This window comes from Streptomyces sp. NRRL B-24085 (assembly GCF_001282115.1).
Taxonomy (GTDB): domain Bacteria; phylum Actinomycetota; class Actinomycetes; order Streptomycetales; family Streptomycetaceae; genus Streptomyces.
The window spans coordinates 1-12,118 of record NZ_LJBR01000270.1 but is presented as its reverse complement, the minus strand read 5'-3'; the positions used below and the strand labels follow the sequence as shown (position 1 = coordinate 12,118).

Here is a 12,118-nt window from a genome sequence, read left to right as displayed (position 1 = left end):
GGTGGGGCTGGGGTCGGGGCTGGGCCGGGCTGACTGGCTGGCTCGGCTGGCTCGGTTCGCTGGCTTGCTGGCTCGCTGGCTCGCTGGCTCGCTGGCTGCTCAGCGATTCCCTCGCGTCCGCCGAGCGAACGTCCGTCGGGACCGCGTGCGTCAGACCCAGCTCAGCCGTGGCCACGTGCGTCAGGCCCATCTCAGCAATGGCCGCGCCCGCAGGAACCGCATCAGCATGTACGCGCCCGTCAGGCTAGCGTCCGTCATGCACACACTCAGTCAGCCCCGCGTCCGTCAGGACCGCAATTCACGTGCACGCGTCCGTCAGACCCGCGTGTACCGGCCACACATCCACCAACCCCGCGCCCCTGAGATCCGCGTCCAGCATCCGCCCGCCCGCCAGACCCACCGCACCGGACCCACCGCGGCCAGACCCGCACGCCCAGCCCAGCCCCACTTCCGCCATGCCAGCGCCCGCGTCCCGCTCAGCGGAGTCTCGCCACCCGCCACACCGCGAGTACGACCACCACGGCCACCAGCAGCACGTACCCGGTCACGACCCGCCAGTCCGCGCGGCGGCCGGACCCGCGCTGCGGGAGCCCAGGCCACGTGTAACCGACGCGGCGCGCGGCCATCATGCCCCAGCCCGCCGCACAGAAGCAGATGAGCAGGCCCAGCATCGCGATCACCGCTCCGCTGTCGCCGAAGTCGAAGGCCAGGGGGAAGGCGAACATCAGGGAGCCGACCGCGGCCAGCGAGACGATGGGCGCGAGCTGCCAGATCCGCAGGCGCCGCTGGGGACGCAGCTCGACCTCGACCTCCTCGCCGCCCGGGAACATCTCCTCGGGCTCGGGGCCGTCGTCGGTCACACCGCCCTGGGTGTCGTCGGGCCCGTCGGGGCTCAGACGCTCCGCGTCCTGCTCCGGTCCACCGCTCTCAGCGGTGAGCGGCTCGGTGCCTTGTGCGGTGTCGCGAGGGCCGGCCTCCATCGCCACGCGCCCTCCCAACTCGGACTCCACTTGGTCGATCGAAGCTCGATGATGGCACGGCGCCGGATGCCGGGATGACGGCCGGAGCGTCCCGATGCCAGGACGTGATCAGGCTGTAACCGGTCGTTCGACCAACGCCAGTGCGAGCTGCGGAAGTTCTGTGAGATCCGCCGCAGCCCCACTCAACCAGTGCACCCGCGGGTCGCGCCTGAACCATGAATCCTGACGGCGCGCGAAGCGTTTCGTGGCACGGACGGTCTCGGCCCGCGCATCCTCCATCGTGCACTCCCCCGAGAGCGCCGCGAGCACCTGCTGGTATCCGAGTGCGCGGGACGCTGTGCGCCCCTCGCGCAACCCTCGCGCCTCCAGCTCCCGGACCTCCTCCACGAGGCCCGCCTCCCACATCCGGTCGACTCTGCGCGCGATGCGCTCGTCGAGCTCGGGGCGGGCCACGTCGACGCCGATCTGGACGGTGTCATAGACGGAGTCGTGGCCGGGGAGGTTGGCGGTGAAGGGTTTGCCGGTGATCTCGATCACTTCGAGGGCCCGGACGATACGACGGCCGTTGCTCGGCAGGATCGCCTGGGCCGCCCCGGGGTCGGCGGCGGAGAGGCGGGCGTGCAGCGCGCCGGAGCCGCGCAGCACGAGTTCCTCCTCCAGCCGCGCCCTGACCTCGGGGTCGGTGCCGGGGAACTCCAGGTTGTCGACGGCCCCGCGGACGTACAGCCCGGAACCGCCGACGAGGATCGGCCAGCGGCCCTCGGCGAGCAGTGCGTCGATCCGGGCGCGGGCCAGCCGCTGGTACTCGGCGACGGACGCGGTGACGGTGACGTCCCAGATGTCCAGCAGGTGGTGCGGGACACCGCCGCGCTCCTCGGGCGTCAGCTTGGCGGTGCCGATGTCCATCCCTCGGTAGAGCTGCATGGAGTCGGCGTTGACGACCTCGCCTCCCAGTCGCTGGGCGAGGAAGACGCCCAGATCGGACTTTCCGGCCGCAGTGGGTCCGACGACGGCGATGACGCGGGGGGCGGGGGGTGCGCTGCTCACCGCCCCAGTCTCGCAAACCTCGGAGCACCACCTCGAACGAGTTACGTGACGGCGCGGGTTCGGCGTCGTTGCCAGTTGCGTGGTATCCGCCGCCCTGTTTCCGGAGGCGGCGATCCGGACGGCGCGAACGGGCGCACCGGATGACGCGGGATTTCCCCCGCACGAGTAACGTATGGAGTGGATATGGGCGTTTTCGCACGACTTCTCCGCAGGTCCAAGACCACGGAGGAGGCGTCAACCGCCGAGCGGCAGGCCGACATCACGACGGCCGAGCCCGCGGCGGAGGAGGCGGCAGAAGCGAAGGGATCCACCGGCGCCGAGGCCGATGCTTCGACCGAGGCCGGGAGCGAGGCCCGGGCCGAGGGCACCGGGGCCGCCGGGGCCGAGGGCACGGACGGATCGACGGCGACGGAGGCCGTCGAGGACGCCGCCGAGGGTGTCGAGATCCCCAAGCAGCAGTCCGCCGACGAGGCGGCCGATCACGAGGCCGGTGAAGGCGCCCGCACGTAACTGTCCCGCGTGGGAAGGTGAACGATGGGTCTCCTGGACAATTTGAAGGCCAAGCTCAGCCCGGCCAAGGACAAGGTCTCCGACCTCGCCCAGCAGCACGGGGACAAGGTCCAGCACGGTCTCGACAAGGCCGCGAAGGTCGTCGACGAGAAGACCAAGGGCAAGTACAGCGGCAAGATCCAGACGGGCACGGGCAAGGCCAAGGACGCCATGGACCGCCTCGCGCGCCACGACGGCACACAGGGACCGGGGGCCGGCGGCACGCCTCCGGCCGCGCCGCCGCCGGCTTCCTGAACGAAGCGACAGCACGGCACACCGACGGACGGCCGCGGGGCGGAACACTCCCGGCCGTCCGCCGTTCAAAGGGGCTCAAGTCTCAAGTCCCCTTCAAGGGGGCTCAAGTCCCCTGGACCCGCTGAAGCCGACAGGCCCCCCTCCCCTACGGTCGGCCCCAAGACCACCGGTCTGGCTTTCCCCGGTCCTCAGGACCAGGTCGCCACCACGTATCCCACGCCGTAGGGCGCGTCCTCGTACAGCAGGGAGCCGCCGAGGTCCGCGCCCTCCGCCGCGCCCGCCAGGACCTGCCAGCAGGCCCGGCCGGAGGCCTTCAGCGCGTACGCCAGCTCGGTGTCCAGCGCGCGCAGGGCGGCCACGTCGGCCGCGCCCAGCGCCCGCGCGACCTCCGCGTCGAAGGGGGCCGCGCGCTCGTCGAGGTAACCCGGAGCCTTGAGTGTGCGGCAGGCGCTGGCGTCGCCCATCACCAGCAGTGCCACCCGCTCGGCCCGGCCGGCGATGTCCCTCCCGGTCTGGATACACCGCTCGGGCTCCAGGGGTTCCCCCACCCCGAGTCCCTCGATCGGGGCGTCGGCCCAGCCCGCGCGCTCCAGGAGCCAGGCGGCGACGGCGAGGGAGGCAGGGAGCTCACGCTCGGCGTCCCCGGCCTCGTCCCCGCTCCCGTCCCCTCCGAGCCGCACGTCCCCGTTCCCGTCAACGGCTCCGCCGAGCCGCACGTCGAGGTCCACGCCGAAGCCGCGGAAGGACCCGCGGCTGCCCTCCGGGAACACGCCTCGCCCGCTCCGCTCCGCGGGACCGACGACCACGAGCCGGTCGGGCCGGGCGGCGGCCAGCACGCCGAGCGCGTCCGTGCAGGCGGCACGCGCGGGGTCCAGCTCGGGCGCGGCGCCGGCGGCGACCTCGGGGACGAGAAGGGGCGGGCAGGGGCAGACGGCGGCGGCGACAAGCATGATCGGGAGCCTATCGCCAGGGCTGTCCCGGCTCCCCTTCCGTGCTCCACACCAGCTCGGCCAACTGGTAGATCACGGCGAAGGTGAGGACCCGGCCCTCGATCTTCGCGTAGTAGGCGTCGCCGTCCCCGATCCGGTGGACGTCACGGCGCTTCTGGCGCAGCCCCGGGCGCGGGCGATGCGTGCAGGCGAGCTCGTAGAGACGGGCGCGGGCCTGCTCCCGTGTGCCCTCGAAGCGGGCCACCTCCTCGCAGAGGTAGTCGGACCCGCTTCCGGTGTCCGACTGGACGACGACCACCCAGCGCCCCACGACTGACCCGCCCCGCCCCGGCTCAGTGCGGCGCGCAGCCGCCCGTGGCCGCCGGCAGCGGCTCGGGGACCCCGATCTTCGGGAGGCCCAGCAGGACGCCGGCGGGCTTGGCGGCCTCCGCCGCGTTCCGCTTCTCCCACGCGTCGCCCGCGCGGGTGCGGCGCACGTCGAGGACGGCGCCCTCGGCGAGGAGGTGGTGGGGAGCGGCGTAGGTGATCTCGACCGTGACCACGTCTCCGGGGCGGACGTCCTGGTCGGGCTTGGTGAAGTGGACCAGGCGGTTGTCGGGGGCGCGGCCGGAGAGGCGGTGGGTGGCACCGTCCTTGCGGCCCTCGCCCTCGGCGACCATCAGCTCCAGGGTGCGGCCGACCTGCTTCTTGTTCTCCTCCCAGGAGATCTCCTCCTGGAGGGCGACGAGACGCTCGTAGCGCGCCTGCACGACCTCCTTGGGGATCTGCCCCTCCATGGTCGCCGCGGGGGTGCCGGGGCGCTTGGAGTACTGGAAGGTGAAGGCGTTCGCGAAGCGGGCCTCGCGGACCACGTGCATGGTCTGCTCGAAGTCCTCCTCGGTCTCCCCGGGGAAGCCCACGATGATGTCGGTCGAGATCGCGGCGTCCGGCATGGCGGCGCGCACCTTCTCGATGATCCCCAGGTAGCGCTCCTGGCGGTACGAGCGGCGCATCGCCTTCAGGACCGTGTCCGAGCCGGACTGTAGGGGCATGTGGAGCTGCGGCATGACGTTCGGCGTCTCGGCCATGGCGGCGATCACGTCGTCGGTGAAGTCGCGCGGGTGCGGTGAGGTGAAGCGGACGCGCTCCAGGCCCTCGATGGTGCCGCAGGCGCGCAGCAGCTTGCTGAAGGCCTCGCGGTCGCCGATGTCGGAGCCGTACGCGTTGACGTTCTGGCCGAGCAGCGTGATCTCGGAGACGCCCTCGCCGACCAGTGCCTCGATCTCGGCGAGGATGTCGCCGGTGCGGCGGTCCTTCTCCTTGCCGCGCAGCGCCGGGACGATGCAGAAGGTGCAGGTGTTGTTGCAGCCGACGGAGATCGACACCCAGGCCGCGTAGGCGCTCTCGCGCCGGGTCGGCAGCGTGGAGGGGAACGCCTCCAGCGACTCGGCGATCTCGACCTGCGCCTCCTGCTGCACGCGCGCGCGTTCCAGCAGGACCGGCAGCTTGCCGATGTTGTGCGTGCCGAAGACGACGTCCACCCAGGGCGCCTTCTGCACGATGGTGTCGCGGTCCTTCTGGGCGAGGCAGCCGCCGACGGCGATCTGCATGCCGGGCCGCGAGGCCTTGCGTGGCGCGAGGCGGCCGAGGTTGCCGTAGAGACGGTTGTCGGCGTTCTCCCGGACCGCGCAGGTGTTGAAGACGACGACGTCGGCGTCCCCGTCGGAGCCCTCGGGGGCCGGCACGTATCCCGCCTCCTCCAGCAGGCCGGACAATCGCTCGGAGTCGTGGACGTTCATCTGGCACCCGTAGGTGCGCACTTCGTAAGTTTTCGGAGATGAAACGTCCACTGCCGAGCTCCGGTCGCTGCTGATGGTCATGGGTCAAGGGTAGGCGCTCTCCGGAGCCGCGAGACCCGGCCGTCGGCCCGGACGCGGTCAGGCGGGCCGGCCCTGCTCGGTCAGGCCACGCCAGGTGATGATCACCAACTGCGCGCGGTCCCGGGCGGGCAGCTTGGCCAGGGAGCCGCCGACGTGGGTCTGGACCGCAGGCATGCTGATGACGAGGCGCTCGGACGTCCGTCTGACCGGCCGCAATAGTTCGGCGCATGGGAGATTCCTAGCGCCGACGCCCCGGGACAGGCTCCTGACGGACCACGGCAGGCGAGTTGAATCCTGTAGCTGCTCGCGGACGGCCTGGACAACCATCAGATCGCACCGGCGGCTCTTCCTCGCCGAGAAGGCCGTGCGCACCCGCATCTCCCGCGTCCGCACAGAGCTGGACGTGCACGACCGGGCCGCCGCCGACCTGCGCGCTCGCGACGCCGGTCACGGCAGCCACCCGGACACAGCCCTGCCCCGACCCGCCTGACGATCCGGCCCCGCCCACTCGTGCGCACGCCGCGTCCCCAGAAGAGACAAACGGCCGGTGATGACGCGCATCACGCGCGGGACGACACCTGGGGCTTTGCATGACCATACGCGGTGATGCATAATCTTCCTATGTCCAAGGTCCTCACGTCCCTCCCCGCCGGCGAACGCGTCGGCATCGCCTTCTCCGGCGGTCTCGACACCTCGGTCGCGGTCGCGTGGATGCGCGACAAGGGCGCCATCCCCTGCACCTACACCGCGCACATCGGCCAGTACGACGAGCCCGACATCGACTCGGTGCCCGGCCGCGCGAAGACCTACGGTGCCGAGATCGCGCGCCTGGTCGACTGCCGGGCCGCGCTCGTCGAGGAGGGGCTGGCCGCGCTCACCTGCGGGGCGTTCCACATCCGCTCGGGCGGGCGGGCGTACTTCAACACCACCCCGCTGGGCCGTGCCGTCACCGGCACCCTCCTCGTGCGGGCGATGATGGAGGACAACGTCCAGATCTGGGGCGACGGTTCGACCTTCAAGGGCAACGACATCGAGCGGTTCTACCGCTACGGCCTGCTCGCCAACCCGAACCTGCGGATCTACAAGCCCTGGCTGGACGCGGACTTCGTGACCGAGCTCGGCGGCCGCAAGGAGATGTCGGAGTGGCTCGTCGCCCACGACCTCCCCTACCGGGACTCGACGGAGAAGGCGTACTCCACGGACGCCAACATCTGGGGCGCCACGCACGAGGCCAAGACCCTGGAGCACCTCAACACCGGCATCGAGACCGTCGAGCCGATCATGGGCGTCAGGTTCTGGGACCCGTCGGTCGAGATCGCGCCCGAGGACGTGACGATCGGCTTCGACCAGGGCCGCCCGGTGACCATCAACGGCAAGGAGTTCGGCTCCGCCGTCGACCTGGTCATGGAGGCCAACGCCATCGGCGGCCGGCACGGACTGGGCATGTCCGACCAGATCGAGAACCGGATCATCGAGGCGAAGAGCCGCGGCATCTACGAGGCCCCCGGCATGGCCCTGCTCCACGCGGCCTACGAGCGTCTCGTCAACGCGATCCACAACGAGGACACGCTCGCCCAGTACCACAACGAGGGCCGGCGCCTGGGCCGTCTCATGTACGAGGGCCGCTGGCTGGACCCGCAGGCCCTGATGATCCGTGAGTCCCTCCAGCGGTGGGTCGGCGCGGCGGTCACGGGTGAGGTCACCCTGCGCCTCCGCCGGGGCGAGGACTACTCGATCCTCGACACCACCGGCCCGGCGTTCTCGTACCACCCGGACAAGCTGTCGATGGAGCGCACCGAGGACTCGGCGTTCGGCCCGGTGGACCGGATCGGCCAGCTCACCATGCGCAACCTCGACATCGCCGACTCCCGCGCCAAGCTGGAGCAGTACGCGGGCCTCGGCCTGATCGGCACCGGCAGCCCCACCATCGGCGCCTCCCAGGCCGCCGCGACCGGGCTGATCGGCACCATGCCGGAGCTCCCCGAGGGCGGCGCCGAGGCGATCGCCTCCCGCGGCGAGGTCTCGGAGGACGAGGTCCTGCTCGACCGGGCGGCGATGGAGTTCGGCACGGACTGAGCCACCTCGCGGAGGGGGCCGGCGCGACCACGCGCCGGCCCCCTTCTCGCGTCCGCCCGAGATGGCCTTGCTGGGCCCGAAGGCACGCACACGGCCGCTGTCCCGTCAACTTCTCGTAAAACGTGGTGAGTTGATGTGAGGAAATGCCGGAGGACAGCTCGTCGGAAACCGTGAAGCAGGTTTCGAACGGAAACGGGAACGATAGGTTCCCTGCATGAACGCGCGGCTCGCTCTCCTCGGCACGGTCACCCCAGGTGCGACGGAGAGCGAGGTCTTCCGGCTGGCGCTTGGACACGCGGTCGGTGAACTGGGCGCCCTCGGCGGGACCGTGCACCTGCGCGGCCCGATGTCCGCCCTGCGCCTGGTGTCGTCCGCCGGTCTGCCGCCCGCCCTCACCCGCTCCTGGGAGATCGTCGACCAGGAGGGCCCGCTGGCCCCGGCCCGCGCGCTCCAGCAGGGCAAGGGTGTCTGGGTACCACTGCCCCAGGACCCGTCGGAGGGGACCCCCTGGCCCGGCACCGGCCTCGCCGCGCTGCCCGTGTTCAGCGGCCGGCGCGGCATCGGCGCACTGACGGTCCTCGCCGGAGACCAGGGCGAACCCACCCCGCGGCACTGGGACTTCCTGCGGGACCTCGTCGCCTGGACCGAGGACCGCATGGCCCAGGCCCCGCCGCCGTCCCGCCCCCCGCACACCGAACCGAACCGGGCACGGCTGCGGCACGCCCTCAAGGAGGTCCGGGTCGGCTCGTGGGACTGGGGCATCTGCAGCGGCGAACTCGTCTGGGACGAGGCCGCCCTGGAGCTGTACGGCACCCGTCCGGCCGACTTCAGCGGCCGGGTCGAGGACTGGATGCGGATCGTCCACCCCGACGACCTGGCCCCCACGCTCGCCGCGGTCGAGCGGGCGATCACCGGCCACGGCGTCTTCGAGGCCGAGTACCGCGTCCGGCGCCCGGACGGCACTTGGAGCTGGACGCGGGCCCGCGGCCGGGCGACCTACGACGAGCGGGGCGAGCCCCTGCGGATGACCGGGGTCGGCTGGGAGAGCAACGAGCCGCGCACCGCGCGGGACGCCCTCAGCAGGGCCCTGCGGCACATGAGCGACGGCTTCCTCGCGGTGGACGACGAGTGGCGCATCACCTTCGCCAACCTGGAGGCGGAACGCTTCCTCGGCTTCTCCGAGGAGGAGCTGTTCGGACGCCTGCTGTGGGACCTGCCGGCCACCCGTCAGGTCCCGGGTCTCAAGGAGAGCTGTCTGAAGGCCGGGGCCGAGGACAAGTCCGCCGGGTTCGACGTGTACATCGCGGACTGTCGGCGGCGCCTGCACGTACGCCTGGTGCCGGGGCCCGACGGCCGCACCCTGTACTTCCAGGACGTCACGGAGAAGCGCCGGCTGGCGCAGGAGCGGCAGGCGGCGGAACGGGCCGCGGCCGAGCGGGCGGTGCGGATCGCGGAACTGACCACGGAACTCGCCAAGGCCACGACCTCCCGGGACGTGGTGGAGGCGGTCGCCCGCCGGGTACTGCCGCCGTTCGCCGCCTCAGGACTGATGGTCCAGGTCAGCGAGGGCGACCGGCTCCACCACGTGGGCGCGGTCGGCTACCCCCGGGACTTCGTGGCCCTCCTCGACAGCCGCCGCCGGGCGGCGACCGGCGACCCCGCCTGGGACACGATCGCCTCCGGACTCCCGCTGTTCCTCTCCTCGGCGCGCGAGTACGCCACCCGCTATCCCGAACTGGCCGACTTCCCCGCCCTCGGCGACAAGAAGTCCTGGGCGTTCCTGCCGCTGACGGCGTCCGGGCACACCTTCGGCGTCTGCGTGGTCTCCTTCGACCGGCCCCGGCTCCTCGACGACGAGGAACGCGCCCTGCTCACCACCATCACCGCCCTCGTCGCCCAGTCCCTGGAGCGGGCCCGGCTCTACGACGCCGAGCACACCCGGTCCCGGGAACTCCAGCGCAGCCTGCTCCCCCAGGCGCTGCCCGACCTGCCCGCCTGCACGGCGGCCGCCCGCTACCTGCCGGCCGGACAGGGCGCCGACGTGGGCGGCGACTGGTACGACATCATCCCGCTGTCCGGCGGGCAGGTCGCGCTGGTCGTCGGGGACGTGATGGGCCACGGCCTGCCGGAGGCGGCCACCATGGGCCGGCTGCGCACAGCGGTGCACACCCTGGCCGACCTGGAGCTGGCACCGGACGAGATCCTCGGCCACCTCAACGACATCGTCGGCGGCATGAGCGAGGCGTCGTACGCCACCTGTCTGTACGCGCTCTACGACCCGACGACCCGGGTCTGCTCCGTCGCCCGGGCCGGCCACCCGCCGCCCGCCCTGGTACGGCCCGACGGAACCGTGCACTTCCCCGCACCGGACGCCGATCCCCCGCTGGGCGCGGCCAAGCCGCCGTTCGAGACGACCCAGCTGGAGGTGCCCGAGGGCAGTCTGCTCGTGCTGTACACCGACGGGCTGGTGGAGTCGGCGACGCGGGAGATCGACGAGGGCATGGCCGAGCTGGCCCGGCTGCTGGGCGCCGCCCACGCCGACGGGACCGCCGTGGACCTTGAACGGCTGTGCGACACGTTGACGGCCGGTCTGCTGCCGGCGGACCAGCAGGCGGCCGACGACGCGGCGTTCCTGGTGGCCCGGCTGCACGCGCTGCCGGCCGACAGGATGGCCGCCTGGGCCCTGCCCGACGACCCTAGGACGGCGAGCCTGGCCCGCCGCCACGTCCGCGAACAGCTCACGGCCTGGGGCCTGGACGACCTGTCCCCCACCACAGAACTCCTGGTCAGCGAACTGGTGGGCAATGTCGTCCGGCACGCCCGCGGCCCGGTCCGGCTGCGTCTGCTGCACACCACCGAACTGGTCTGCGAGGTCTACGACGGCAGCCAGACCATGCCCCGCATCCGGCACGCCGCGGACACCGACGAGGGCGGCCGGGGCCTCCAGCTCATCTCGGCCCTCTCCACCCGCTGGGGCGCCCGCTACACACCCACGGGCAAGTGCATCTGGACGGAACAGTCCCTGCGGGCCCCGGCCGAGCCGGCCGACCTGCTGTTGCTGAACCCGGCCGACTTCGACGAGGACTGGGAAGCGCTGCTGTGAGACGCGCGCCCGTTCGGCCCAGCTCCACGGGCCGGACGCCGGGCGCGTCCCTAGATTCGCGGTGACGGCTGTTCCGGCCCCGCCCGAAAGGCACGACCCATGGGAATACGCACCACGCTCACCGGCGCCACGCTGGCCGTCCTGGCCATCGCCGGACCGCTGACCGGTGTCGCCCACGCAGGCGACCTGGACTGCGCGGACTTCGCCTACCAGGAGGACGCGCAGGCGCAGTTCGACCTCGACCGCTCCGACCCCGACCGGCTCGACGAGGACCACGGCCGGGATGACGGCATCGCCTGTGAGGCGCTGCCGCGACGGGACGCCGCCGTGAGCGTCGCCACGCCTCCCGCCACGCCCGCCACACCTCTCGTCACACCGCTGCCGACGCTCGGCGTCCAGGGCGGCTCCGGGGGCAGTGTGGGTCCGGCCGGCTTCGAGCGGGCGATCGGGGCGGCCCTCGCCCTCGGCGGGGTCGGCCTCGCGGGCGCGTACGTCGTGCGCAGGCGCCGCGGCTCCCACCCGCAGGCCCGGCTCAGGGGTCGATGAGCCCGGCCCTTATCGCATACCGGGTCAGCTCCAGGCGGTCCCGCATCCCCAGCTTGTGCAGCAGGTTCGCCCGGTGCCGCTCCACCGTCTTCGCGCTGATGAACAGCAGCTCGCCGATCTCCTTCGTGGTGTGCCCCTCGGCGACGAGCTTGAGGATCTCCTCCTCGCGTTCGGTAACGGCCCGCGCGGGCAGGTCGTCACCCCGGTGCAAGCGGTCCAGGTAGGAGCGGACGAGGGCCCGCTCGGCCCCGGGGTAGACGAAGGACTCACCGCGCACGGCGGCCCGGCACGCCTCGACGAGGTCCCGGTCGGCGACTGACTTGAGCACGTATCCGCTGGCCCCGGCCTTGAGCGCCTCGAAGAAGTACTGCTCGTTGTCGTACATCGTCAGGATCAGGATCCGCAGGTCCGGCAGCCGCCGGGACAGCTCACGGGCCGCCTGCAGCCCGGTCATCCGCGGCATCGCGATGTCCAGCACGGCGAGATCGACCTCACGCGCGCGTGCCAGCTCGACCGCCTCGGCACCGTCCCCCGCCTCGGCCACGACGGTCAGGTCCGGCTCCCCCTCCAGGATCAGCCGGACCCCCCGTCGTACGAGGGTGTGGTCGTCGGCGAGCAGGACACGGGTCGGCGGGGCCATCAGCGCACCACCGCCGGGACCGGTACGCGCAGCCGTACGTCCGTCCCCCCGGGGCCGCCCCGCACCGAGAACACCGCCCCGACCAGCAGCGCCCGCTCCCGCATCCCCTGGAT

The 12,118-nt window shown here is 72.2% G+C and carries 12 protein-coding genes and 1 pseudogene; 6 read left to right on the top strand and 7 right to left on the bottom strand.

Features of this window, described 5'->3' with window-relative positions; translation table 11 throughout:
• Positions 1 to 476: 476 nt before the first annotated feature.
• Both AOJ26_RS27490 and miaA read right to left on the bottom strand, forming a co-directional pair.
• Positions 477 to 980: a hypothetical protein gene (locus AOJ26_RS27490; RefSeq protein WP_053851049.1), complete on the bottom strand. Its 504-nt coding sequence runs from the start codon at positions 978 to 980 to the stop codon at positions 477 to 479.
• Positions 981 to 1,088: 108 nt separating this feature from the next.
• Positions 1,089 to 2,027, bottom strand: coding sequence for a tRNA (adenosine(37)-N6)-dimethylallyltransferase MiaA (miaA, locus tag AOJ26_RS27485; RefSeq protein WP_053851048.1), 939 nt, complete (start codon positions 2,025 to 2,027; stop codon positions 1,089 to 1,091).
• 183 nt (positions 2,028 to 2,210) lie between these two features.
• Here miaA and AOJ26_RS27480 point away from each other — a divergent pair, with 183 nt between their 5' ends.
• Positions 2,211 to 2,537, top strand: a complete 327-nt coding sequence (locus AOJ26_RS27480; protein ID WP_053851047.1) for a hypothetical protein — start codon at positions 2,211 to 2,213, stop codon at positions 2,535 to 2,537.
• Positions 2,538 to 2,561: 24 nt separating this feature from the next.
• The gene (locus AOJ26_RS27475; RefSeq protein WP_053851046.1) at positions 2,562 to 2,831 is read left to right on the top strand and encodes an antitoxin; all 270 of its coding nucleotides are present in this window, start codon (positions 2,562 to 2,564) and stop codon (positions 2,829 to 2,831) included.
• 188 nt (positions 2,832 to 3,019) lie between these two features.
• Here the strand turns inward: AOJ26_RS27475 and AOJ26_RS27470 are convergent, their stop codons facing one another.
• The 3 genes from AOJ26_RS27470 to miaB are packed head-to-tail and all read right to left on the bottom strand — an operon-like array spanning position 3,020 to position 5,640.
• Entirely contained in the window at positions 3,020 to 3,781 is a 762-nt protein-coding gene (locus AOJ26_RS27470) for a class III extradiol dioxygenase subunit B-like domain-containing protein (RefSeq protein ID WP_053851045.1), read from the bottom strand.
• Positions 3,782 to 3,791: 10 nt separating this feature from the next.
• On the bottom strand, positions 3,792 to 4,091 hold the full coding sequence (locus AOJ26_RS27465; protein WP_053851044.1) for a hypothetical protein: 300 nt from the start codon (positions 4,089 to 4,091) through the stop codon (positions 3,792 to 3,794).
• A gap of 22 nt (positions 4,092 to 4,113) precedes the next feature.
• Positions 4,114 to 5,640, bottom strand: coding sequence for a tRNA (N6-isopentenyl adenosine(37)-C2)-methylthiotransferase MiaB (gene miaB / locus AOJ26_RS27460; RefSeq protein ID WP_053851043.1), 1,527 nt, complete (start codon positions 5,638 to 5,640; stop codon positions 4,114 to 4,116).
• Between the two features lie 364 nt (positions 5,641 to 6,004).
• Between miaB and AOJ26_RS44970 the strand changes: the two genes are divergently transcribed.
• The 4 genes from AOJ26_RS44970 to AOJ26_RS27440 all read left to right on the top strand — a co-directional run bounded on the left by AOJ26_RS44970 (position 6,005) and on the right by AOJ26_RS27440 (position 11,365).
• Positions 6,005 to 6,130 carry a hypothetical protein gene (locus AOJ26_RS44970; RefSeq protein ID WP_256979565.1) on the top strand — a complete coding sequence of 42 codons (126 nt, stop codon included), beginning with the start codon at positions 6,005 to 6,007 and terminating at the stop codon, positions 6,128 to 6,130.
• A 131-nt stretch (positions 6,131 to 6,261) separates the two neighbouring features.
• Positions 6,262 to 7,716, top strand: a complete 1,455-nt coding sequence (argG, locus tag AOJ26_RS27450) for an argininosuccinate synthase (protein ID WP_053851041.1) — start codon at positions 6,262 to 6,264, stop codon at positions 7,714 to 7,716.
• A gap of 214 nt (positions 7,717 to 7,930) precedes the next feature.
• Complete coding sequence (locus AOJ26_RS27445; RefSeq protein ID WP_053851040.1) at positions 7,931 to 10,819, top strand: SpoIIE family protein phosphatase; 2,889 nt, start codon at positions 7,931 to 7,933, stop codon at positions 10,817 to 10,819.
• 99 nt (positions 10,820 to 10,918) lie between these two features.
• Positions 10,919 to 11,365 (top strand): hypothetical protein, encoded by a 447-nt coding sequence (locus AOJ26_RS27440; RefSeq protein WP_053851039.1) that lies wholly within the window; start codon positions 10,919 to 10,921, stop codon positions 11,363 to 11,365.
• On the opposite strand, the gene AOJ26_RS27435 is transcribed toward AOJ26_RS27440, so the two are convergent.
• Both AOJ26_RS27435 and AOJ26_RS43010 read right to left on the bottom strand, forming a co-directional pair.
• On the bottom strand, positions 11,352 to 12,005 hold the full coding sequence (locus tag AOJ26_RS27435) for a response regulator (protein ID WP_053851038.1): 654 nt from the start codon (positions 12,003 to 12,005) through the stop codon (positions 11,352 to 11,354). The two genes, AOJ26_RS27440 and AOJ26_RS27435, sit on opposite strands and share 14 nt — an antisense overlap.
• A pseudogene (locus AOJ26_RS43010) lies at positions 12,005 to 12,118 on the bottom strand (sensor histidine kinase); the annotation flags it as partial. The pseudogene AOJ26_RS43010 and the gene AOJ26_RS27435, both read right to left, overlap by 1 nt.